The following is a 23,503-nucleotide window of genomic DNA, read 5'->3' on the forward strand; positions in this document are numbered from 1 at the left end:
CAGGGCCGAACGGGCAGTCGATGTCCATTCTCTACGTCTGCCACGGCCATCCGCGCTACGCCAAAGGCGGCGGTGAGCTCGCTGCCTGGCGGCTTTTTCAGGCCTTCGAAGCGGAGGGAGCTGCTTTTCTGGCGGCGGCTCCATCACTTGCCGTGATGCCGCCCGGTTGTGAGGTGATGTCGGCGGGGCCGCGGCAATGGTTGATTAAACCGTCCCTCTCACCGTTGCAGCACGGCACGGAGGTGAGCCTGCAGGACGGTGGTGCGCTGCATCAAGCCCTGGCCGATCTGCGACCGGAACTTGTGCATTTGCACCACTACGTGCATGTGGGGATCGATCTGGTGCATGCCCTGCGGCGCTGGTTCCCCCAGGCTGGGTTCCTGTTCACCTTGCATGAATACTGGGGACCCTGCGCCTATGAGGGTCGCCTGCTGCGTCGCTCCGGCGAGCTCTGTGCTGGACCCGAGCCGGAGGTCTGTGTGGAGTGCGTGGGCCCGGAGCAACGGGTGGATCTGGCGATCCGGCAGCTGCGCTTGCAGCGGATGTTTGCGGCCATCGATCACTTACTCTCCCCCAGCCTGTTCCTCAAGCAGCGCTATGAGGAATGGGGGTTGGACCCCCACCGCATCAGCGTGGTGGAGAACCTGCCGGCGCCAGCCCCAGCGTCAGTGGAATCAGGCGCCAACGCGGGGAGCGATGCACTGGTGCTGGGGTATTTCGGCCAGGTGAACCCCTGGAAAGGTCTGGAGTTGATCCTGCAGGCGGTGCAACGGGCGCGTCGCCGTTGCGGGCAGCTCAGCGTGCAGCTGCATGGCTGCGGTCCGGCCGACCTCGACCCCAGCACTTCGCCCTACCCGGAGTTGGCCGGTCGCCTGGCCGCGCTAGTGGAACAGTTGGGGCCGGAGGCTGTGCAGCTTTGCGGCCGCTACGACAGCGATCAACTGGCCGATCGCATGGCCGGGGTCGATGCGGTGCTGATGGCCTCCACCTGGTTTGAAAATGCGCCGATGGTGATCCAGGAGGCGTTTCAGCACGGCCGGCCGGTGCTGGCTCCCCGGCTGGGTGGGATGGCCGAGAAGGTGCAGCATGAACTGTCCGGGCTGTTGTTTGCGCCAGGTGATCCAGCGGATCTGGCACGGACGATCGAGCGTTGTATCGATGAGGTGGACCTGCTGCCTGGCTTGCAGGCGCAGGTGCTGCGGATGCCTCTGAAGGGTGCCCGCAGCCTGGAGCAGCACCGACGCCTTTATGCGCGCTTTCGTGGGTCGTCCGCAGCTGCGGAGCCGTCGCTGGCCGAATGGGAGCCGGCTCTGCTGGAGGACCTGCGCCAGAACTTTGAGCCGCTGGGGGCCAATTGCGAGCTCGGGTTTTTGATGGGTCGGCTGGGGATTCAACGCTCCAGCCTGTTCCGCTGGTTGTTCACGCCGTTGGCGAGCCTGGAAAAGGTGTTGGCTGAGGGCCTGGAACGTTTCTTCAGTGAACCGGTGGCGGTCACTGATCCGGTGATGGCGGCAGACATGGTGGTGGACCAGCGCACAGGAATCTTTTTCCATGCCGGGGAGTTGCGGCAGCAGCTGGAGCAGGCGGGAAACAATTCCGCTGCCTTGGTTCAGGTCCGGGCTGGAGAGGCCTGCCGGGACCAACGGGGCAAGTACCGCTATCTGGTGGAGAAGTTCCTGGCGTCTGTGCCGGTGGCCTCCACGCTGCACGTGTTTTCCGATTTCCATCGCGAGCTGAATGAGGCGGCGATGCTGCGGATCCATTCCCGCCTCAGGGATCTCGGCAAGCCCCTGGGGTCCACGCTGCTGTTTGTGCAGCCAGCCGATGGCTCGACGGAGGTGAATTCGGTGCGCTGCCTGGGCGATGGCCTGCAGCTCGCTGCCATCCGGCGCTTTGCGCCGGGGGAGCACGCCGATCAGATCGATCTGGAGGCCTGGATCTCGCTGCTCAGCCTTTCGCGTCAGTTGTCCAGCTGAGGCGGTGGAGTTGCAGTTGGCCGGGCTGATGCAGGGGCTGCAGCAGCAGCCCGTTGAAGGGGATGGCGTGGTTGATCTCGAGCAGGATGCGATTGAAGCCAGGCTGCACCGGATGCTCCACCACCTCCAAGGGCGCGCTCATGTTGGGGCAGTGGCGCAGCACCGTCAGGGTCAACTGGCTGGCCTGGTCGCTGTTGAATTCGATCAGCAGCTGGCCCTGGGGTGGGGAATTGAGCTGATGGATGTGAATCACTGGCACGGTTCCGATGGCCTCGAGCCGGCAGCCCTCCCCTTTGATTTGCCGGAGCTCGCGGTTGTGGATGGCGTCTCCCACCTCGTGGAACAGCAGACTGTGACTCTGGGCCTGGGCCTCAGCCCAGCGCTGGGTGATGCGGGGGTGTGAGCGGCAGGCCAGTTGGGCGGCGAGGGCTTCGGTAAAAGCGTCTGAAGGCTGGTAGTCCGGCCGGGTGATCACACTGCGCAACAGCATCGAGCAGCCGTTGGCGTCGCTGTCGACACCGGCGAGGTAGCGCTCGGTTTCCGAGGTGATCAGCACATCGGGCTTGTAGAGCTCCACCAGGTCCGGCTGGAAATAGGGCCCCCGGATATAAAGCACATCGCGGAAATCCTGCGCGAAGAGATGCAGCAGGGTTTTGATGAAGCTGTCTCCGAAGAGCACCAGCCGGCGAGTCGTGCGGCTGAGGGGGTTGTGCAGCATCACTAGATCACCGGTGTTGCCGGGGAGGGCATCGGTGTTGGCGTAGGGCCAGGCTTCCCCGATCCAGGGGAAGCACAGGCCTGGGTTTGGCGTGTCGCGGCCCAACATCGCTCCAAGGTCACCGAGGCGGGGCTGCTGGCTGAGTCTGAACTGTGGAAACTCGCTGGAGAGGCCTGGCAGATGTTGACCAATGGCCTGGTACAGCGCCAGTTGGCCTGCTGCATTGATGTGGGTGTCATCGGCCCAGTAACTGCTGCCGCGGCATTCCGCTGCGATCAGGGCATCGAGTGGGTAGAGCACCTGCTCCTGGATCGGATCGCGTTGGCGCAGCAGTGGCGCGTAGGCGTTGAGGAACAGGCTGCGAATGTTGCGTTTGTAGGGCTGAGGCAACTGATCCCGCAGCACGAGGGGTTTGCAGGGCACCACCACATGCAGGTAGGGGATGCTCAGATGCGCTGCCCAGCCGCGCCGCTGGCGCAGGTTGCTGAGGAAGTTCTCCTGCGACTCGGGCAGCACGATGGCGGCGCCGGTGAGGTAAGCGAACTGGTTGTAGTTGCCTTCAAACAGAAACAGCTGGCCGTTGTGACCGATCAGCACGTTGTTGCTGACACAGCCTGGCTGCAGCCGTTCGCAGGGCATCAGAAGGCCAGTTCGGTGTAAATGCCAACGCGGGTGCGGCAATCACTAAAGGTGGTATTTTCGCGATTGCGGCATTCCTTGAGGTCAAAAGACTGATCCAAGGTTGGATTGACTCCTTTTATCGGATTCAAAGCTTCAATCGAGATAGTCCAAGGGACTCGTTTGAATGGCTTGAGAGATACACCCAGGTCGATGTCGGTGCCGCTGTACTTGGCGTAGATGCCGAACCAGGGCCAAGGTGCAAAGCCGATGGATGCGATTGGTCCCACGTACACCTGATGGATGCAGTTTTCGTCGACGGCGGACACCGGTTTGCCGGCAAAGATCGAACGGTCGGCGCAGACAAAGGCCGAAGAGACGCCAGCGACATCGGGGTAATAGACATATCCCGATCGCTTGTCGTCGTATCGGTCTGCGAAGAGTGACGGGAAGAGGCCGCCACGCAAGGACTCTGGGTAGGAAATTGTGCCGATGTTGGTTTCGTTGTTGAAAACATCACTCATCAACCCCAGCGATACGGAAATGATCGGTGGTTCCATCGTGTCGTTCAGACGAAATACCTTGGTGCCGAAGAGGGCAAAGTTTCGAGGCAAGTCGGTGGTTTCATCAAAGTGAAACAGCCTGTAGCCCGCAAAGGTGAGACCAAATGTTTGGCCGAGGTTTTTGGAGAGAACAAAACCAATTGATTGGCCCTCACCGAACTTGGTGCCAACGTCGTCGTCTCCAAAGGTTTGATCGCCAATCGTGAAATTGAACGGTGACCCTTCGCCGCTGAGGCTGTGCATGGTCCAGTGCAGATCAAAACTCAGGGCTGGTGAGTTCCACAAGCGAACCCGCGCTTCCAGCATTCCGTCGGCGCATTGGTCGAGAAAATCACCAGTTCGGCAATTCGGGGGACCAATGCGGGAGTCATCGATCGCAATCAGCGCAGCATTCACCCAGCTGTCTGGGTGACGCTGGAGCGCATTAAAGCCAAGATTGGGATAAACAGTGTCCCCAATCTGAATCATCGACCCTCGGGAATAGGCTGTGCGGTAATAAATCTGATCAGCTTCGCTCATTAGCTGACCGTTGGGCCAGCGAAAACCTTCTTCATTGACTTCCTGATTTGATTTGTCTCCTTCAGTCTCTTCATCCGCAATGGCGATATTTCCTCTTTCATCTGAAGCATCTTGATCAACAGTTGGTTCCGTCCAGACCAACTGATCTGGCTCCAATCGTTCTTCTTCAGGGCTCAGTGGCTCCCAGATCTGAGCATTGGCCGGTGCATCTGTTGTGGGAACAGGTTTCCAGGAGTTGACCGTAGTCGTTCCAAGGGTGCTGGGCTCGACCGTCTGCCATTGGGTCTGGGCCTGCAAGGCAGGGACACATCCCATGGGGACTGCAAGAGACACAGCCGCAACGCGGCGGTACAGCGACAACCGAACCCGAGACAACAACTCAGGCCTCCAGCGTTGGATCAATCAGCAACCACCCGGCTAGTGGCGTTCCTTGCAGAGCCAGTTGCTCCCGTAGTTGTTGCAGTTGTTGGCGCTGGGGGGCGCCGGGTGCTGTGACCAGCAGCTGAGTGCTGCAGGTGCGACTGGCGAGCAGGTCGCGGCTGACTAGGAGCTTTCGATTGCCAAGAGCTGCGACGAGGGCCTGCTGAAGCTGCTCAATTTGGTTGTTGGGGAAGTTGCCTACGGGAATCAGAGCGACTGACTGAGCATCAGCGAGGGGACCCTCTGCCAGCAGCTGTGCTGTGCTGCTCCATTGCTCTGGAGCCATTGCCGGCAGACGCTCCAGCATTGGGCAAGGGAGCAAGGTTTTGAGCTCGTCTTCGCTGAAGACAAGGCCGCTGCGGCGATCGCGGATCAGGGCGGCGCCACAGCCCAGGACGAGCCCTCCAAACAGTCCCAAAGCCACCATCCGTTTCTTGCGGGGCGCAACTGGCTTGTCGAGCACAGTGGGGGTTGAAATCAACTCCCATGGATCGGTCTGACGGGCCTGATCGAGCTTGAGGCTTTGCAGCTGCACCTCAAGTTCAGCCAGGGTTTTCTCGTCCCTCAGTGCCGCCCGCACCAATTCGCGGTGTTTGAGCACCACCTCGCGAGGCCTCGTGAGAGACGCTAGCTGGGCCTCCGCTGTGATCAATTCGCCTTGCAGCAGTCCGATGGTCTGCTGGTTGATGTAAGCGATCAACCCACTGCGTTCGCGTTGAAGGCGTTGAATCGACTGATCCTGCGGGGTGAGCAGCGCTGACTGCTGCTGAAGTCTGGTTTCGACGCGCTGGAGCTGTGAGTAGATCTCAGTGTTTGCGGCCAGCTGGGGGGCTTTGTAAAGGGTGGTGTTTCCTGAACGTTGTGCTGCAGCAATCCGCTGACGCAGGGCATTCACCTGATTCTGTGCTGCTTCGCGGCTGGCTTCCACAGACCCACCGTTCGTGCTTCCAGTCGCTCCCGTGGGCATGCCGTCTTGAATGCCAAGCCCATTCGCCAGGGCGTAGGCCTGAGCAGTGCGCATGGAGGTGGCGGATTGCTGGCGCAGCTTGTCGATTTCCTGTTCGAGGTAAGCCACGCCCTGGGTTAGGCCCCGGCGACGGTCTTTGCCGGAATACTCCTGGTAGGTGCGGGTGATGCGTTCCAGCACCGGCAGGATCAAATCTTCATCGGTGTCGCGATAGGTCAATGACAACACCGATGTGCCTTTCACCAGTTCAATCTCCAAGCTCCTGGTCCAATCGGTAATCACCCATTTGCTGACGTCTGCTCCAGCAGCGGCTTTGCTGGCTTTGACAAAGTCGTAGGTGGGCCTGAGCACCGAAGGACTTTCCAGAATCTTGACCTCGGTTACAAGCGAACTTTCACCAGCACTCACGCCGGCAAGCCCCGCGAGCATCGGATTGGCTGCAGCCAGTTTTGCCAGACGGCCGCCCCCTACATCCTGGTTTTCCAGCACGATCTGAAAACTTCCTTCCCACACCGGTTTGCGCGTGAAGGCGTAGATCCCACTCAGCAGCACCGTAGCGGCGGTGATGCCACCGATCAGTAGCCACTGGCGCTTGAGGGCTGCAGCAACCTGGCGCAGATCAATCTCGTCGTTGTCCAGCTGCTGGGGCTGAAGCGTCTGCGATGGGCTGCTCGTCATGGCTGGATATCTCGATAGATCGAATAAACGGAGTAGAGACCCACAGCGGGGGCTGTGATCTCATTCAGCACCTCAATGCCGGCACTGGCGATGGACTCGCGCAGGCGCACTACATCACCGGCCATCAACACGGGGTTGCGGTAGTCATCTGCGGGGGCGTCGCTCTTGAAGCCGAAGATGCGCCGGTCGATTTCGCCCTCACGGTTGAAGCGGATGAACTCCACCTTGCCGTGCAGCAGTTTGGTGCCACCGGCCAGGTCGATCGCCTGCACCAAGGACGACCCCTGCGGCAGCGTCACGGCGCCTGGATTTCTGACACGTCCGCTGACGTACACCTGCATGAACTGCGGTGTGAGGTTTGTCTGGCCAGCTTTGAGCAGCTGTTCACGCAACACCTCAGGGCTCTTGGCCACGCTCACCACATCTCCGTCGAAGAGGCGGATGTTCTGGCTTTCATCGCCGGTGGTGATCAGCGAGAGGAAATTGAGGTTGGTGCGGATGCGACCACCGCCGGAACTGGCGGCCTGGCGACGGGTCACCTGCACTTTGGAGAGGTCGGTGAAGGGGGTGATGCCCTGGGCAGCACGGATTGCGTCGAACACGGTGGGGAACTGCAAGCCAAAGGTGCTGAGGCCGCCTCCACTGGTTATCGCCGTGGCACCTCCGGGGACCTGATTCAGGCCGCCGCGCGACGTTCCTGGGGCAGACAGGCCATCCAAGGTGGTCTGCTCGGCGGATTCCGAAATACGCTGAAGTTCATTGTCTTTACTGAGGGAGTAGTACCCGGGACGTTTGACCTCACCGCCCACGTACACGCGAATGGGCCTATAGCGGACTGGACGGATGTACACCTCCGGATCGCGCACGTAGGGGCGGAACTGCTCGGTAAGGAACAGCCGCAGCTCCTCAATCGTGAGGCCTTCCACGTAGAGGGCTCTCAGCCGAGGCAGGTAGATGGTTCCGTCTGGGCCGATGATGACCCTGCCGCTGAGTTCAGGCAGATCCAGCAGCTCAATGTCCAGTCCATCACCGGGGCCGAGGATGTAGGCATCAAAGCTGACGCGACTGCGCTCTTCACTGGTGAGGCTGGGAGCCTGACTGGTTTCAGAAGATTCAGGCTGAGCTCTCAGCGACAGAGGTGTCAACACCAAGCTGGCTGCGAGTGCTCCGATGGACAGCCAGGACCGAAACACGTGCTTTGTTCTGATAAGCGTGAAGCTATGGCTTGAAGGGCTGTGATCAAGCCCTCAGTGGGCAGGCTTTTGGCTGGCTCAGGTATATCGCTCAGGGTTCTGCTGCTGCCAGGCCCAGCCGTCTCGGCAGATGTCTTCAAGGCTTCGCTGGGTGCGCCAGCCCAGGCGCTGAGCGGCATCGCCAGGCCGACGGTCCGTGATCGTGTTGGGGATGGAACGGCCGCTGGCGGCTTGCATGGACTGCACCACCTCCAGGACGGACTGTCCTTGGCCGCTGCCCAGGTTGAGGGTGACCATTTGTGTCGCTTCCGCCAGCAGGCAGTCCAGGGCGGCGCGGTGGCCATCCGCGAGATCCATCACGTGGATGTAGTCACGCACACCGGTGCCATCGGGGGTGGGCCAGTCGCCGCCGAACACCTGGAGCTGTTCTCTGCGTCCGTTAGCCACCTGACTCACGAAGGGGAAGAGGTTGTTGGGAATGCCCAGCGGGTTTTCGCCAATGCGGCCGGACGGATGGGCCCCGACGGGGTTGAAATAGCGCAAGCAAGCGATCCGCCAGGCGTCCTGAGCACTGGCATGCAGATCGGACAGCATTCGCTCAACAGCGGCCTTGGTGTGGCCGTAGGGGTTGATCGGAGAAATGGGAGCTGTCGCAGGGATCGGAACGGTTTCTGGATTTCCGTAGACCGTAGCGCTGCTGCTGAAGACAAGGGTGTGGCAGCTATGGGCATCCATGGCCTCCAGCAGGCAGCGACTGCCGTTCAGGTTCACATCCCAGTAGTGAAGTGGCTTCTCCACGGACTCTCCAACAGCTTTGAGGCCGGCGAAATGGATTACGGCATCAATCCCAGACGGCGCCTTGGTGAAGGCTTGCTCAAGATTCCTGGGGCTGCGGATGTCTCCTTGCATCTGCCGCAACCGAGGAGCGGCCGCAGGTCCAGCGAGCTCGCGCACACGCTCAAGTGCGATCGGGCTGCTGTTGCTGAAATCGTCGAAGACCAGCAGCTCATGGCCCGCCTCCAGCAGCACCAGGCCGGTATGGCTGCCGATGAAGCCTGCCCCGCCTGTAATCAAGAGCTGCGCCAATGGGTTGGTAACGCAGTGGACTCCCATCATCCAACGGGCTGACCAGCTAATGGCTTCAGCGCCTTCCTTCCATTGGAATAATTGGACTTTCCTGAGTGGGGAACTCTGGTTCCGATCGGCTGAACCTGTCGATGCCAATGCGAGCAGGACTGAGTTCCATGACAAACTCCGTTGATAACGTCACAGTCGAGTTGATCGAGCTCAGCTCTCGACCGCTGTGACTGCAGGCAGCCGTGGTGTGCCTGCAAGACGTTCTGAAAGATTTCATGCCCTCCTCCGCCACTAGAGCTGCCAAAACTGCCCTGATCACAGGCATTACAGGCCAAGACGGCAGTTACCTGGCGGAGCTTCTGCTGGAGAAGGGCTATTTGGTGCACGGGATCAAGCGCCGGGCCAGCAGCTTCAACACCACTCGGATCGATCACCTGTATCAGGATCCGCACGAGAGCGATCCTCGACTGGTGCTGCACTACGGCGATCTCACCGACAGCACCAACCTGATCCGGATCATCCAGCAGGAGCAACCGGACGAGATCTACAACCTTGGTGCTCAAAGCCATGTGGCCGTGAGCTTTGAGGCGCCGGAATACACGGCAAACAGCGATGCCCTTGGCACCCTGCGCATCCTCGAGGCGGTGCGGATGCTCGGGCTCATAGGAAAAACCCGGATCTATCAGGCCAGCACTAGCGAGCTCTACGGCCTAGTGCAGGAGGTGCCGCAGAAGGAGTCGACACCCTTTTATCCGCGCAGCCCCTACGGCGTCGCCAAGCTTTACGCCTACTGGATCACGGTCAATTACCGCGAGGCCTACGGGATGTATGCCTGCAACGGCATCCTGTTCAACCATGAGAGTCCGCGGCGCGGCGAGACGTTTGTGACCCGCAAGATCACCCGGGGTCTGGCGCGGATCGATGCGGGGCTGGAGCAGTGCCTGTTCATGGGCAACCTCGATTCCCTACGCGACTGGGGCCATGCGCGCGACTACGTGGAGATGCAGTGGCGGATGCTCCAGCAGGAAGGTCCGCCGGAAGACTTCGTGATCGCCACCGGCCGGCAGGAGTCGGTGCGGCGCTTTATTGAGCTAGCAGCATCCGAACTCGGTTGGGGCAGCATCCAGTGGCAGGGCAGAGGCTTGCAGGAAACTGGATCTCGCGCCGACACCGGCGATGTGGTGGTGCGTATTGATCCGCGCTATTTCCGCCCGGCAGAGGTTGAAACGCTGCTTGGTGATCCCACCAGAGCAAAAGAGAAGCTTGGCTGGATCCCCACCACCACCCTGGAGGAACTTGTGGCCGAGATGGTTGCCACGGATCGGGAGGACGCCAAGAAAGATGCACACCTCAAACGCAAGGGTTTTGCGGTTGTTGGTTCGATGGAGAACCCGCCTACAAACCCTGAAGCGATCAAAGCGGCTGGAGGCGCAGAGTGAGCCCCCTGATCACCCCAGCTGACAGGATCTACGTTGCCGGCCATCGCGGTATGGCTGGCAGCGCCATATTCAGAGCTCTGGAACGAGGTGGCTACCACCAACTGCTGACAGCCAGCCGCTCTGAGCTCGACCTACTCGATGGACCTTCGGTGCAAGCCTGGTTCACAAAGCACCAACCCACGGTGGTGGTTCTGGCGGCAGCGAAGGTGGGCGGCATCCAAGCCAATAGCAGCTATCCGGCTGACTTTCTGCTGGAAAACCTCAAGATCCAGACACATGTGATCGAAACTGCCTGGCGCTCTGGTGTGCAGCGGCTGTTGTTCCTTGGCAGCAGCTGCATCTACCCGAAGTTCGCCGAGCAGCCGATCAAGGAGGAAGCGCTGCTTTCAGGTGCTTTGGAGCCCACGAACGAGTGGTACGCCATTGCCAAAATCGCAGGAATCAAGCTGTGCGAATCGCTCAGGCGGCAGCATGGTTTTGATGCGATCAGCCTGATGCCCACCAACTTGTATGGGCCGGGCGACAATTACCACTCCACTAATAGCCATGTGCTGCCTGCGCTGATTCGCCGCTTTCATGAGGCAACGAAGGCGAATGCTGAGACCGTCACGTGTTGGGGCACGGGGTCACCCCTGCGTGAATTTTTGCACGTCGATGATCTCGGGGAAGCTTGTTTGTTTGCTTTGGAGCAGTGGAGCCCAGCGCCAAGTGAGCTCAGCTATTTAAATGTTGGTACGGGTGTGGACCTGAGTATCCGTGAGCTTGCTGAAGCAGTAGCAATTGCTACTCACTACCAGGGGGAGATCTGCTGGGACATCACCAAGCCCGATGGAACTCCAAAGAAACAGCTTGATGTCAATCGACTCAAAGCTTTGGGTTGGAGTTCGCGAATTCCTTTGGCAGAAGGTTTGGCTAGGACAGTGGAGATATTCCGGCATGAGCTAGCTCAACAACTAGTTCGACTTTAGCTTTAGAGAATAAAACTGATGAAAATCTCTGAAATTAAATCTTGCATGAATTCTCCTAGACTTCCTGAGAAATTTATCCAAAAATTTTGTGCTGTCGTGTCAAAAGTTGCCTTGGCTGCTATCTTTCTCAATATTCTGCTAAATGATTATTCTGTGATCTGAAGACTAATGAGTAATGAAAGAACCTTTAAAATTTTAGATTGCACCCTCCGTGATGGCGGATACTATAATAACTGGAACTTTAGCGATGAGTTAATAGAAAATTACGTTCGTGCCAGTTTGGCTGCCAAGATTGATGTTATAGAAATTGGATTCCGATCTTCTTTGAATAATAAGTTCAAAGGGGCATGTGCATATAGTTCAGATTTATTTCTAGAGAATTTACCTTTCTTGAATGGTACTGATATCGCTGTGATGGTTAACGGATCTGAGATCTGTAGAACTGATTCTATACCGCGCCTATTAGAAAAACTTTTTCCGAAGCCCGCCATATCATCAATTGTTTCAATAGTTCGTATTGCATGCCATTTTTCAGAATTATCTAGAGTTTTATCTGCTACACGATGGCTTGCGGATCATGGGTATAAGATATGCATCAATATAATGCAAATATCAGATCGAAAATACGCTGATATTAAGGAAATAACATCAATGGCTTCTGATTGCCCCATTGATGTTCTTTATTTCGCTGACTCAACCGGATCGCTGAAGCCGGATGACATCTCTAGAATTGTCGAATGGTTCCGTACTGGTTGGCAGAGAGAACTCGGTATACATACCCACAACAATATGGGAATTGCACTTCAAAATACTTTACGTGCTTATGAAGAGGGTGTTAATTGGTTGGATTCAACTGTGAGTGGTATGGGCAGAGGTCCAGGTAATGCGAAAACAGAAGAACTTGTCATAGAAACTGAGACTTTACGCGATGGCAATGTCAATTACGTGCCACTGATGGCTCTAAGTAGACAGAAATTTGATAAACTCAAAGCTCAGTACGGGTGGGGACCTCATCCATATTATTATTTGTCTGGCAAGTATGGTATACATCCAAGTTATATTCAAGAAATGATTAATGATGCTCGTTATGACGACGAAGACATCATTGCAGTGACAAATCAATTAAAATCTGAAGGAGGCAAAGTTTTTAGTCTTGATTCTTTAGACCTCGCACGTCAATTTTATATCGACAAAGCAAATGGATCTTGGTCACCAACTGAAATATTTAATGGTCGAGAAGTACTGATTTTAGGGTCTGGCCCAGGGGTTCGTGAACATTCATCTGCCCTAGAACTATATATACAAAAGCAATCACCTCTTGTACTTGCACTCAATACACAGTCAGCAATCGATTCGTCTTTGATTGATCTTAGAATTGCCTGTCACCCTGTTCGCCTAATAGCTGATGTAGAGGAATACAATCAACTAGCCGAGCCATTAATTATCCCAGTTTCTTCACTACCAAAATCTTTAAGAAATGAATTGGCCAATAAAAAAGTTTTTGATTACGGCTTAGGTATATCCGCGAATAAGTTTCAATGCAATAATACGTATTGCATTATTCCCTCACCTCTGGTTCTCGCTTATGCGCTAGCTGTTGCTACAAGTGGTAAGTCAAAGAACATTCTTTTGGCAGGCTTTGACGGTTATGCTCCAGGTGATCCAAGAAATGAAGAAATTGAAAATATATTTTTAACTTATTTTAATTCATATCCTAATGCTTTACTCCATTCGATAACTTCAACGAATTTTAAGACCATAGCTTCTAAAAGCTTATATGGAATGTTTTGATGATTCTTCTAGCATGAAAGTCTGCGTTGTAATTCCTGCACGATATTCATCATCTCGTTTTCCCGGGAAGCCCTTAGTCAACTTATTATATAAACCGATGATTATATGGGTTGCGGACATAGCAGCCCGTGCGGTTGGTATTGAGCATGTTTATGTTGCTACTGATGATACTCGCATAGCAGATGCCGTTACTTCATATGGATATAAATTCATAGAAACAAGTCCTCATGCTCTTACAGGTACAGATCGTGTTGCTGAAGCCTCTAAACAAATAGATTATGATATTTACATTAATGTGCAGGGAGATGAACCAACGATTGACCACTTGGAAATTTTAAAATGTATTCAACTGAAGAAAGAAAACTTTGATTGCGTTGTTAATGGATATTGCACCATCAGCACTAACTCAAACCCTTCCTCCAAAAACATCCCTAAGGTTGTCAAGACAGAGAAAAACAGATTAGTTTATATGTCGCGCTCATTAGTTCCAGGCTTTAAAGACCTCAACATTATGCCTAAAGAATACTTAAAACAAGTGTGTATTTATGGGTTTAGTTTTGAAGAGCTTCAGTTATTTAGTAATTATGGCCGTAAAAGCTTGTTAGAGCAGTCTGAAGATATCGAAATACTACGCTTCTTGGACCTGGGAAAACAAGTGTTAATGTATCAGTGTGCAAAAGAAAGCCTGGCTGTTGATGTTCCAAGTGACATCCAAATTGTTGAGGATTACCTTCAGCCCAATAAATGATCAATTCTCTCGATAAGTACAACAGCTTCGTGTTTGACTGTGATGGAGTCGTCCTAAATTCGAATTCGATTAAAACCAATGCATTCTATGATACCGCCTTGCCTATGGGGCAAGAGATTGCAAATGAGCTAAAAAGATATCATCTAAGACACGGTGGTATATCTCGGTACGAAAAATTTTCCCATCTTTTAAAGAATATTGCGCCAAAGTATAACAAAGCATCAGTGCCAAGTATTGAACATCTTCTATATACTTATTCAAGCATAGTAGAAAAAGCTTTGCTTGATTGTGAAATAGCAAAGCATCTCGCATTGCTTCGTGAGCGTACAAAGAAAAGCTCCTGGACAATTGTTTCAGGGAGCGACCAATTAGAATTAAGAAAGATCTTTAACGAAAGAAACATAGATAAGTTATTTGATGGTGGTATTTTTGGAAGTCCTGATAATAAACACCGTATATTAGCCAGAGAATTAAAGAATCGATCTATTCTGAAACCAGCTTTAATGCTTGGCGATAGTTTATATGATTATGAAGCAGCTTCTAAAGCTGGCTTGGATTTTATCTTTGTATACAATGGTCAGAAGTTGATCAATGGCAGAGTTTTGTAAAAAAAAATCAACTTCCTTATATTGAATGCCTATCCAATCTTCTGCCATAGTGCCTTCTTGAAATTCTTGAGGTTGATTTAATTGACCAATAGCTTTTTGTATCACTTCTTAATTAACTACTTTTATCTTCAAATTTAACCACAACTAGTGAATATCTTCTTCTTTTACTTAAATCAATTTGTCAACCACCTTCCTCGTGCCCGCCTATTTCAGTTATTGACTGCATTACCATTAATAATCGTTGGTAGCTTTCTTGAAGTCTTTTCTTTGGCTTTAGTCGTTCCATTTTTAACATCAATATCTTCAGAAGAGATAATAATCAGTAATTCTTCATTAAATTCTTTCATTTCTTGGCTAAACATTTCTACAAATGATGAGATAATAATCATCTTAGGTATTTTGTTTGTTTCTGCAGTTATTCTAAGTGGGGTCACAAGACTATATATCATTTGGTTTAGTAACTTGTTGTCAGCAAATATTGGACATGACATGAGTATACAGGCGTATGAAAATACCCTCAAAAAACCTTTTATTGAGCATAAGCTAAGCAATTCTGGCGATGTAATTGCAGCAATTATCACGCATATCCATATCACTGTACTAGTAATTAATTCACTATTGACAGCTGCGAGTTCATTCTTTACCGTTCTTGCTGTAGGTATTGGATTGGCAATAATTAATCCAATTGAAACATCTATAATTGCAGTAACACTGTTTTTGTCTTATTTACTAATAACTCGAATATTTAACAAGCGTGTCGAATATTATGGTAATATTATTGCAGAAAATAAGAATAAAAAAATAAAGTTAATACAGGAGAGCCTTGGTGGAATAAGAGATGTTTTAATGAATAATAGATTTAAAGATTACGTGGAATCTTATAATATTTTGGATTATCAAGAACGAAATTTGCTTGCAAAACTAACGTTTTTGAATAGAACTCCGAGGGTTTTAGTTGAGATCATATTTATAAGTATACTCATCATCGCTGGATTGATAATAGCAGTTGTTTTTCAAGAAAAACAACTTTTGATACCAACGCTTGGTTTATTTGCACTAGCCTCCCAAAAGTTGTTGCCAAATACTCAAAATATATTTAATGCCTGGGTAACTGTCAGAAGCTCGAAGGTGCAAATCGATGAGACATTAAAATTACTTAATCAACCTGCATATTCAAATTTTAATGCTTTAAGCTCACATCAAAATTTAGTGTTTCAAGACTGCATTGAATTCAATTGTGTTTCCTATCAATACCCTAATAACCCTCATGAATCTCTTGCTGACATTAATCTTAAAATATATAGAGGCGATAAGATCGGAATTATAGGAACAACAGGTAGCGGTAAAAGCACTTTCATCGATCTATTGATTGCATTGCTGGAACCATCAAAAGGATCCATTATGATTGATGGTCAAATTTTGGCCGGAGAAATTTCTAGACAATGGCAATCTCTAATATCACATGTACCACAGGAGATATTCCTTTTTAACAAGAGTTTGGCCGAAAATATTTCATTGAGCAAAATATATGATTATGAAAAAATTCGAGATGCGGCTGAAAAATCGTTGATTACATCATTGCTCGAGGACTGCTTGGGTGAGAATGTACATAAGACTTTAACTGAGAGAGGCAGTAATCTAAGTGGTGGCCAAAAGCAAAGAATAGGGATAGCTCGAGCTATTTATCAAAATAAGCCAATACTTATTTTAGATGAAGCTACAAGTGCATTAGATTTATATACTGAAGAGTCTATCCTAACTGCACTACGAGAGTCTTCCGTTAAATTGACAATAATCATGATCTCACACAACCTTCGGACTTTAGAAATGTGCGATAAAATTATTTGGCTTGAAGATTCCAAACTAGTAGGATATAGCGACTCAAAAGTAATTTTAAGTAAATACAAAGAGAAAATAGCAAAATTTCGATCTTTCAATAAGACCTCATAATTTCTCGACTTATGATTGGGATCCATCGTCTTTTTAAGTTCGCGAAAAAGCTTACTAGATTTTTGTGTCAAAAACTACATGAGAAATCTTCATTGCCATACAATTATTATCAATGGATAGGGATTTTCAATAAGTTTCGCCCTCTTTATTCATTTTTAGCTGACGCTGAGAAAATTTGCATTGTAAGCAAGGGAGCTTCTTTGGCAGAACTGCCAGATGAAAAAATTTATTTTGAGATTACGCAGGCTGATTTAACAATTCTAGTAAGTTCAGTTGATATACAAAATCATCCTGTGTTGTCTAAATTGACTTATGACATGCAGGTAGTTGGAAGAGTGGATGAAATTGAGGGTTATGTACCAGTTTTCCCGAAACAAATTTTAGACCATTTTGAAATCGGGGCTCTCTGTGTTAATTCAAATTCCAAATACCTTTCAGGATTAGCCCTGTATAGATTTTACAAATTTTTCTCTAAGTTGGGTCTACCCCTTTACTCAACTGAAGGTGGCATTTCTTTCGTTTCAGAAGATGCACGGATTTATAATGGCAAAGGTTTGACTATCATCCAAAAAATTATTTCCCATTGCCTAATGTCAAAAAAACTTAAAACAATTACATTCTTGGGTGTTGACTTTTATGGAACAGGTTATTTGGATTCGTTGAGAGATAAAGAAAAAAATGAATTGTCGCTCTTTCCTGAAATTAATACACTATCTACTGACCCCCGAAACAATAGAGGTATACCACTAATTAGATACTTAATTGCATTAGCGAACTCCCCGAAAATGTCTGTTCAATTGTGCTTCCCAGAAGAAATTGTTAAATTTATTCCACATTTGTATAAGCGAGACTTTGAGACAGCCAAGAAAATCACCATATTTTAAGTGATATTCTGCAAGTCTTTCCCATTCCTTTCTAAATTTATTCAATGACTCATACGACTTTCTTCAACCTCAACGCTCTGATTTCAAATTACTAATCAAGGAGCTATAAATACTCATGCTTAAATCTAAAAAACATATGAAGTTTTCCACTATTCTAAAAAAAATAATTAGAAAAACTTCCCTTGCCTTTGTCAATTGTGTTTTCCCTGCTCCGAATGCTAAGCACGTAGATGCATCAAAAGTAGGTGAATTTATTAATGCAACAAGTGGATGTCACTTTCAGTTTAACTACGGTTTGAAGTTAAACTCTGGGGTATCAAATCCTCACATTAGACATCTATCTGTTTGTAACGATATTTTATTCTCATTGGCCTTCAATAGACGACGAGTTAATTTCCTTGAGTGTTGCTGTATGGACGGGTATCTTTCTTGGCGACTGTCTGGGCAAAGATCAAAATACTTTTTTAATAGCCTGACTGCCAATGATATAGACACTCGTAATATCAATAAAATCATTGCATATAATATTGCATTTGGCATAAATGTGAATCAGATATCTGGCGATATGAATAACCTTGAAGGCCGATATGACATTTGTACTATATTGGGATCAAGTTATTTTCTCGACTATCCTTTGAGTACGCTTAGTAGGATAATTGAGAGAAATCTTGCAAAAAACGGAGTTTTATATATTGATTTTAGGTGCCATCCTGAGGATAACTTTCTACCGAGACATATTTTAGCGGACCCAGAAAGCATAAAGCTTTATACAGAGGGACTTGATAAACCTATAGGTTTAAGATTTGAGTTTTGCCCTGCGTCAGAAGATCTGGCTTTTATCAATCGCCCGGAAAAATACACTTGTGGAATATATTATCATTATCGTGATATTTTGAAATTTATAGAAAAACTACCAAGAATTAAAAGTGTAAGGCCTATTTATCTAGAAAATGAAGAAACTGAAACTTGTTCAGCTACTTGGGTGATCCTTAAAATAACCACCTAATGCCATTCTATCGCTTCTAATTTAATGCCATCCCCGTTTCTTGAATTTTTTGCGACACTTAAAATTACTTTTTTGGGGTAATTGTAGTTGTCTTGGGTGTGATTTTAATTATCTTGGGATCACAATATAGTCCCATTAATTATTGTCATGCTCAAGCAATGCTTGTCAGGCCCATGATTAATTTATAGTGTACTAAAATACATTGTGGCTAGCGAAACTCATTTCGCTTAAATTAATGTTTCAAGCACAACTCTCATTTTTTAGATGACTTTTTTTCAAAGGATTACAAACAAACTGAAAAGATCCTTCGGACTGGGTGTCCGCAAAACAGAACCTTGGTTTGAGCTAGCAGAAGCCGCGCTTATATATAAAGCTGAAAGCTATAAATCATATGACTTAAAGTTGTTAAAACTTACTGGGGTTGAAATTGGAGCCCACAGAGGTAATCATGCTGCTCGCATCCTTTCAAGACTTCCAATTTCTTCTCTATGCCTGATCGATCCTTGGTCTGTTTATTCTGGCGATGAAGACTATTTTCAAAATCAGAACATTCAGGAATCCTTTTATTTAGAGACTTGCTCCAGGTTTAAGTCTGATCCCAGGGTAATGATATCAAGAAAATCATCACTTGAGGCTATACATGATTTTGCTGACTCTTCCTTGGATTTTGCGTATATTGATGGAGACCACTCCTATCAAGCTGTTTCCCAGGATCTCAATCTATGGTGGCCTAAAGTTAAGCACCGCGGCCTTCTTGTTGGCGATGACTATAAGTTTAAATTCCCAGGAGTCATGAAAGCTATAGAGGAATTTCAAGCACTTCATCAAGTTTCGCTGTATAAACTCGACCGTGGGCAATATAGTTTTCTAAAGATTGAGAAGGATTTACTATGACTATGTCATCTTTCAGTAAAGAACATTTGAGCATCTTAAGCTCATCGCCAAGTATACAGGTCTCACACGATCCATTTCCCCATGTAATAATCAGAAATTGTCTCTCAAGTGAAATTTATAACCAATTAGAAAGCTCCTATCCATCTGACAGTTTTCTCCAAAATTGGCAACCAGAGAGAACTGGCGAGAATGTTCGCCAAAAAGTAGAGTTCCATTCTATTCTCCAAAAAGATGCCTGCTGGGAAGGGGCAGAGATTTGGCGAGAGTTTGTTTCCTTACATTTGTCAAATTATTTTTTTCAGCAAGTATTAGATCTATTTAGAAAAGAAATCCTAACTACTTCACCCCTTCTAGAGACTCTCTTAGGTTGCAGCATTGAAAAAGCTAGGATCTCTACACATATTCCTGATATACCTCTTTCAAAAAAAGATGAAGAAAAAACTATTTTTCTAGAAGGCGATGTTGGGATAAACACTCCATTAAGCTTGCCTACTTCCGTTCGAGGTCCACATGTAGATGGTATGCAAAAAATATTTGCTGGTCTTCTTTATTTTAGAAGATCATGTGACTTATCGTCTGGTGGTGATCTTGAATTGTCTTCGTGGAGATACAATCAACAGCCCATCTTTCGTGGAACCATGAGTGTTAATTCGAAGCATGTTGTCACGAGATGTACAATTCCTTATGCCGCAAATACAGCCATATTATGGGTCAATTCCCCTAATGCCATACATTCGGTCACTCCTCGATCGCCTTCAAAGCATTCACGTAGGCTAGTTTACTTTAGTGGTCGGGTTGGCACCCAGCATGTTTTCAAACAAGGCTTGTTTCCATTGGCAACAAGAAAATCGTTCGTTGAGAAAGTTGTTGCAAAGTCCAAATATATCGTAAGAAAAAAATTTTTGCGATAGCTTAATTGATCAATTAGCCTCTTGTTAGTTACGGCTCTAACTCCATGCTTTGTTTTTTAAAGAATCCAATTTCACTCTATGAAATTTCGCACCAGTGCATCTAAATTAGTATGAACTCAAAAAATATTTTTCAAATGCTCGATATGTCTAATCGAGCCAGTCTTATTACAGGTGGAGCAGGGCATATTGGTGTTGAGATGGCCCTTTCTCTTGCTGAGCTGGGTTCAAATATTATTTTAATAGATAAAGACTTTAATGGCCTCCAGTTGGCAAAGGAGTCGATTCTAAATGTTTTTAATGCTCAAGTTGTGACAATTGCGGCTGATCTAGAAGATGAGCAATCCCCTTCGAAAATAGCTTCTATTGTTGATAATAAATTTGGTAAAGTCGATGTACTCATTAACAACGCGGCGTTCGGCGGGACTACAGTTCTTGAGGGGTGGACTACTACATTTGCTCATCAATCTCTCAGCACCTGGCGGAGAGCATTGGAAGTTAACTTGACATCTGCATTTGCGTTGTCACAAGCATGTATTTCGCTACTCAATCAATCTAAAAGTGCTTCTATTATTAATATCGGTTCTATCTATGGATTCCTTGGTCCAGATCTTTCCCTTTACGAGGGAACTGCGATGAATAATCCAGCCGCTTACGCCGCGAGCAAGGGGGGCTTACTGCAACTAACTCGTTGGATGGCGACGGTGCTTGGTCCTGATATTCGTGTCAACGCGATTTCTCCTGGAGGTGTGGCACGCGGGCAGCCTCAAGCTTTTGTTGATCGCTATGTTTCACGCACTCCTTTGAAGCGAATGGGGCGTGAAGAGGACTTTAAAGGGGCTATCGTCTATCTGGCTTCAGATATGTCTGCTTGGGTCACCGGCCAAAATTTAGTGGTTGACGGTGGCTGGTCAGTTTGGTGACCCCGAATGTTTTGAGATTATTTTTAAATAATACGACGTTTTGCAGCTTTTTCTCTGGACTAATGTGCAATGTATGATTGTCATTTTATTAAATGCAACGATAAATAAAGCATCCAACTCCTAAGCATAATTCAAATTGTGCCAATTTTAGTTCAATACCTGCTTTGATTGTTGGTTATAGCCAATATATAATTTTAGCTTATTCACGGATAAATTTTGAGTTGGAGCGCCACCAATTTCCAAATTTAGAGATACTTTATTGCTTGGCAAAGGGCTGTTTTGCTGTTATCTCCCCCTATTCATTGCCTTCCTGTTAACGTCTAGCCAATGCGAGTAACAAGAAAAATCTCAAACAAATTATTTCTCATTTACATCCATTCCAACTTTTTGACGCCAGGCTCAATCAATGTTTCCCCTTTATATCAGCCTTTGCTTAACCAACTACGTGATGATGGATATACTTTTTTTTATTGGTATAGGCAAACATCATTACTTAATAAGAATTCAGCCAGATATTCCCCTTGGTCTGCAGCTATTCATGATGTCGCCGTAACACTAGATGCCTACGCTAATAAAATATTTAATAGTATTTTGCCAATATCTTTTCATTTTTCCTTCTTTGAACGCTTTCTTTGGTTTGCTATTCTCCTCTTTCTAAGACCTTCGTTCGTCGTAGGTATCGAACCCTCTCAGGAGTTATGTTATATTGCCCGATTATTAAATATTTCATGTATTGACGTTGAACACGGGCTTAGATCTCCGGATACTTATTATTATAGATCCAGCTATCGCTATACATCTTCAGGATACCCTAGATTTTTGCTTTATACCAACATTGCCGACTCCCGACTGCTTGAAGGATTACTTCCATCTTATAGTTTGACCTTGAGTGCACCATGCATGGAGTTTTTATATGAATATAATAATATTACAACCAGAGTTCAGGAAAAATCAAAGTCTAACTCTCTTTCTATACTTTTCCTTTCTCAATACTTAAAACGAGGCAGTGAACTTGCTCATCCACTGCCAAAAGAAATGCTTTTATCTCTCAAATCTATTGATATACCAGTCATACTCAAAATTAGGCTTCACCCAAAACTTATAGTTAATCAAGAAACGGTGCAAAAATTAGAGCATTCTTTTAATAAACAGATAAACTTTTGCTGCGCTAATGTCACAGCAGAATTTTCTTGCGCAAAAAGATCTTCAATATTTGAAGACTTGCTTGATTCAAGTGGCTTGATAACACTTGCTAGTTCAGGTTATCGTTACGCGCAACTATTGTCAATACCTATTATGATCTACTCTGAATTGCTTAATGATTTTGATAATTGTGACCATGATAATGGATTGTACGGGTTTACAGATAATCCAACTTTGGATGAGTGGAAAGGGTTTATTACAGCATGCGCTACTTTCATGCCAATTAATATAAATCAATTGCGCAACATAAAAGAAATTCATGAAAAAAGGTTGACAAGTTTAATCTCAACCTTGCGCGAAGCCGCTTAAATCTTATGTTAAAATTATCCTACTTCCTCTAGATCTTTTGATGCAGCCAAAATTTTGTACTCGATGTCTTGCTATGTCTACGAGACCACGCATTACTTTTAATAGGGATGGGGTATGTAATGCTTGTTTGTGGCAAGAACAAAAGTCATCTGTTGATTGGGATGATAGAAACTCAAAGCTTCTTTCTCTTCTAGATTCTCATCGATCTAAAAATAATTCATATGATGTTATTGTTCCTGTAAGTGGTGGCAAAGACGGAAGTTATGTAGCTTACAACCTTAAACATAAGTTCAACATGAATCCTCTGTGTGTTACCGTAACTCCACCTTTAGAAACACAACTTGGTGCTCAGAATCTTAAGAACTTTATTAAATCTGGTTACGATCAAGTTTCCATAAATATCAATCCTGAAACCATTCGCAACATTAATCGTGCGGGCTTTGTTCATCATGGTTTTCCATATTTTGGATGGCTGGTTGCCATCGTGACTTCAGTTACAAGAGTCGCTCAACAAATGAATGTACCACTGATAATGTATGGTGAGGATGCTGAAATGGAATACGGAGGTAGCTCTGAAAAGGCAAATCTTACTACTTTCGGTATTGAATATATGAAACGTGTCGGATTTGAGGCAGGCTATGAAAAAGTATTCTCTACGCTTGATTTATCAGACTCTGATCTTTACTGGTTGACTTTCGCTGAACAGGATAAGACTCAAGTATTGTTCTCTCACTGGTCATACTTCGAAAATTGGGATCCTTACCGGAACTATTTAGTAGCTAAAAAGCAATGTGGTCTTCAGGAAGCTGACGACACTAACTTCGGTACGTTTACTAACTTTGCCCAAAATGATCAGTATCTTTATGTTCTTCATACCTATTTGATGTATCTCAAATTTGGATTTGGTCGTTCAAACCAAGATGCTTGCATAGAAATAAGACGTGGTGCAATGAAAAGAGAGCAGGCTATAAATCTTGTACGTCTATATGATGGCCAGTTTCCTGATGAATTTCTTCAAATGTATTTAGAGTATTATCAAATGTCAGAAGCAGAATTTAATGCAACATTAGCTCGTTGGGTGAATAAGGATCTTTTTGAACTAAAGGATGGCTTATGGTCCCCAACTTTTACTATACAGTAATT

The 23,503-nt window shown here is 47.7% G+C and carries 19 protein-coding genes; 14 read left to right on the top strand and 5 right to left on the bottom strand.

Translation table 11 applies throughout. The features are described from left to right. Positions 1–20: 20 nt before the first annotated feature. On the top strand, positions 21–1,976 hold the full coding sequence (locus tag TX72_RS12795; protein ID WP_158305712.1) for a glycosyltransferase: 1,956 nt from the start codon (positions 21–23) through the stop codon (positions 1,974–1,976). On the opposite strand, the gene TX72_RS02105 is transcribed toward TX72_RS12795, so the two are convergent. The 5 genes from TX72_RS02105 to galE form a co-directional block, all read right to left on the bottom strand. Next, positions 1,948–3,333 carry an alginate O-acetyltransferase AlgX-related protein gene (locus tag TX72_RS02105; RefSeq protein ID WP_011127291.1) on the bottom strand — a complete coding sequence of 462 codons (1,386 nt, stop codon included), beginning with the start codon at positions 3,331–3,333 and terminating at the stop codon, positions 1,948–1,950. The two genes, TX72_RS12795 and TX72_RS02105, sit on opposite strands and share 29 nt — an antisense overlap. Next, entirely contained in the window at positions 3,333–4,691 is a 1,359-nt protein-coding gene (locus tag TX72_RS02110; RefSeq protein ID WP_042502941.1) for a hypothetical protein, read from the bottom strand. The genes TX72_RS02105 and TX72_RS02110 overlap by 1 nt, the downstream gene beginning before the upstream one ends. 82 nt (positions 4,692–4,773) lie before the next feature. Further along, the gene (locus tag TX72_RS02115) at positions 4,774–6,459 is read right to left on the bottom strand and encodes a GumC family protein (protein ID WP_011127293.1); all 1,686 of its coding nucleotides are present in this window, start codon (positions 6,457–6,459) and stop codon (positions 4,774–4,776) included. Then, positions 6,456–7,652: an SLBB domain-containing protein gene (locus TX72_RS02120; protein WP_011127294.1), complete on the bottom strand. Its 1,197-nt coding sequence runs from the start codon at positions 7,650–7,652 to the stop codon at positions 6,456–6,458. Before TX72_RS02120 ends, TX72_RS02115 begins: the two co-directional genes overlap by 4 nt. Before the next feature lie 78 nt (positions 7,653–7,730). Continuing rightward, entirely contained in the window at positions 7,731–8,738 is a 1,008-nt protein-coding gene (galE, locus tag TX72_RS02125; RefSeq protein ID WP_042502944.1) for a UDP-glucose 4-epimerase GalE, read from the bottom strand. A gap of 266 nt (positions 8,739–9,004) precedes the next feature. Between galE and gmd the strand changes: the two genes are divergently transcribed. The 13 genes from gmd (at position 9,005) to TX72_RS02160 (ending at position 23,501) form a co-directional block, all read left to right on the top strand. After that, positions 9,005–10,168 (top strand): GDP-mannose 4,6-dehydratase, encoded by a 1,164-nt coding sequence (gene gmd, locus TX72_RS02130; RefSeq protein WP_011127296.1) that lies wholly within the window; start codon positions 9,005–9,007, stop codon positions 10,166–10,168. Next, positions 10,165–11,136 carry a GDP-L-fucose synthase family protein gene (locus TX72_RS02135; RefSeq protein ID WP_011127297.1) on the top strand — a complete coding sequence of 324 codons (972 nt, stop codon included), beginning with the start codon at positions 10,165–10,167 and terminating at the stop codon, positions 11,134–11,136. Before gmd ends, TX72_RS02135 begins: the two co-directional genes overlap by 4 nt. Positions 11,137–11,304: 168 nt before the next feature. Continuing rightward, on the top strand, positions 11,305–12,927 hold the full coding sequence (locus TX72_RS12990; protein ID WP_011127298.1) for an aldolase catalytic domain-containing protein: 1,623 nt from the start codon (positions 11,305–11,307) through the stop codon (positions 12,925–12,927). 13 nt (positions 12,928–12,940) lie between these two features. Next, positions 12,941–13,675, top strand: a complete 735-nt coding sequence (locus tag TX72_RS02140) for a 3-deoxy-manno-octulosonate cytidylyltransferase (RefSeq protein WP_011127299.1) — start codon at positions 12,941–12,943, stop codon at positions 13,673–13,675. Then, complete coding sequence (locus TX72_RS12995; protein WP_011127300.1) at positions 13,672–14,283, top strand: HAD family hydrolase; 612 nt, start codon at positions 13,672–13,674, stop codon at positions 14,281–14,283. Before TX72_RS02140 ends, TX72_RS12995 begins: the two co-directional genes overlap by 4 nt. Before the next feature lie 216 nt (positions 14,284–14,499). Continuing rightward, positions 14,500–16,233 carry an ATP-binding cassette domain-containing protein gene (locus TX72_RS13000; protein ID WP_158305713.1) on the top strand — a complete coding sequence of 578 codons (1,734 nt, stop codon included), beginning with the start codon at positions 14,500–14,502 and terminating at the stop codon, positions 16,231–16,233. A gap of 62 nt (positions 16,234–16,295) precedes the next feature. Next, positions 16,296–17,117 (top strand): hypothetical protein, encoded by an 822-nt coding sequence (locus TX72_RS02145; protein ID WP_148228747.1) that lies wholly within the window; start codon positions 16,296–16,298, stop codon positions 17,115–17,117. Between the two features lie 115 nt (positions 17,118–17,232). Next, positions 17,233–18,123 (top strand): class I SAM-dependent methyltransferase, encoded by an 891-nt coding sequence (locus TX72_RS13725; protein ID WP_011127303.1) that lies wholly within the window; start codon positions 17,233–17,235, stop codon positions 18,121–18,123. A gap of 264 nt (positions 18,124–18,387) precedes the next feature. Beyond that, positions 18,388–19,017 (top strand): class I SAM-dependent methyltransferase, encoded by a 630-nt coding sequence (locus TX72_RS13005; RefSeq protein WP_011127304.1) that lies wholly within the window; start codon positions 18,388–18,390, stop codon positions 19,015–19,017. Next, entirely contained in the window at positions 19,014–19,928 is a 915-nt protein-coding gene (locus TX72_RS13730) for a hypothetical protein (RefSeq protein ID WP_011127305.1), read from the top strand. The genes TX72_RS13005 and TX72_RS13730 overlap by 4 nt, the downstream gene beginning before the upstream one ends. 110 nt (positions 19,929–20,038) lie before the next feature. After that, positions 20,039–20,848, top strand: a complete 810-nt coding sequence (locus TX72_RS02155; RefSeq protein ID WP_011127306.1) for an SDR family oxidoreductase — start codon at positions 20,039–20,041, stop codon at positions 20,846–20,848. Between the two features lie 387 nt (positions 20,849–21,235). Then, positions 21,236–22,360 (top strand): hypothetical protein, encoded by a 1,125-nt coding sequence (locus TX72_RS13735; protein ID WP_148228748.1) that lies wholly within the window; start codon positions 21,236–21,238, stop codon positions 22,358–22,360. 40 nt (positions 22,361–22,400) lie between these two features. Then, positions 22,401–23,501 (top strand): N-acetyl sugar amidotransferase, encoded by a 1,101-nt coding sequence (locus tag TX72_RS02160; RefSeq protein WP_071820823.1) that lies wholly within the window; start codon positions 22,401–22,403, stop codon positions 23,499–23,501. Positions 23,502–23,503: the final 2 nt, after the last annotated feature.

Source organism: Parasynechococcus marenigrum WH 8102, from assembly GCF_000195975.1.
Taxonomy (GTDB): domain Bacteria; phylum Cyanobacteriota; class Cyanobacteriia; order PCC-6307; family Cyanobiaceae; genus Parasynechococcus; species Parasynechococcus marisnigri.

Coding starts and splice junctions, on each gene's coding strand:
- TX72_RS12990 (WP_011127298.1), top strand. CDS start 11,305: ATGAGTAATGAAAGAACCTTTAAAATTTTAGATTGCACCCTCCGTGAT.
- TX72_RS13005 (WP_011127304.1), top strand. CDS start 18,388: ATGACTTTTTTTCAAAGGATTACAAACAAACTGAAAAGATCCTTCGGA.
- TX72_RS02115 (WP_011127293.1), bottom strand. CDS start 6,459: ATGACGAGCAGCCCATCGCAGACGCTTCAGCCCCAGCAGCTGGACAAC.
- TX72_RS02105 (WP_011127291.1), bottom strand. CDS start 3,333: ATGCCCTGCGAACGGCTGCAGCCAGGCTGTGTCAGCAACAACGTGCTG.
- TX72_RS12795 (WP_158305712.1), top strand. CDS start 21: ATGTCCATTCTCTACGTCTGCCACGGCCATCCGCGCTACGCCAAAGGC.
- TX72_RS13730 (WP_011127305.1), top strand. CDS start 19,014: ATGACTATGTCATCTTTCAGTAAAGAACATTTGAGCATCTTAAGCTCA.
- TX72_RS12995 (WP_011127300.1), top strand. CDS start 13,672: ATGATCAATTCTCTCGATAAGTACAACAGCTTCGTGTTTGACTGTGAT.
- TX72_RS13725 (WP_011127303.1), top strand. CDS start 17,233: ATGCTTAAATCTAAAAAACATATGAAGTTTTCCACTATTCTAAAAAAA.
- TX72_RS02155 (WP_011127306.1), top strand. CDS start 20,039: ATGAACTCAAAAAATATTTTTCAAATGCTCGATATGTCTAATCGAGCC.
- TX72_RS02160 (WP_071820823.1), top strand. CDS start 22,401: ATGCAGCCAAAATTTTGTACTCGATGTCTTGCTATGTCTACGAGACCA.
- TX72_RS02140 (WP_011127299.1), top strand. CDS start 12,941: ATGAAAGTCTGCGTTGTAATTCCTGCACGATATTCATCATCTCGTTTT.
- gmd (WP_011127296.1), top strand. CDS start 9,005: ATGCCCTCCTCCGCCACTAGAGCTGCCAAAACTGCCCTGATCACAGGC.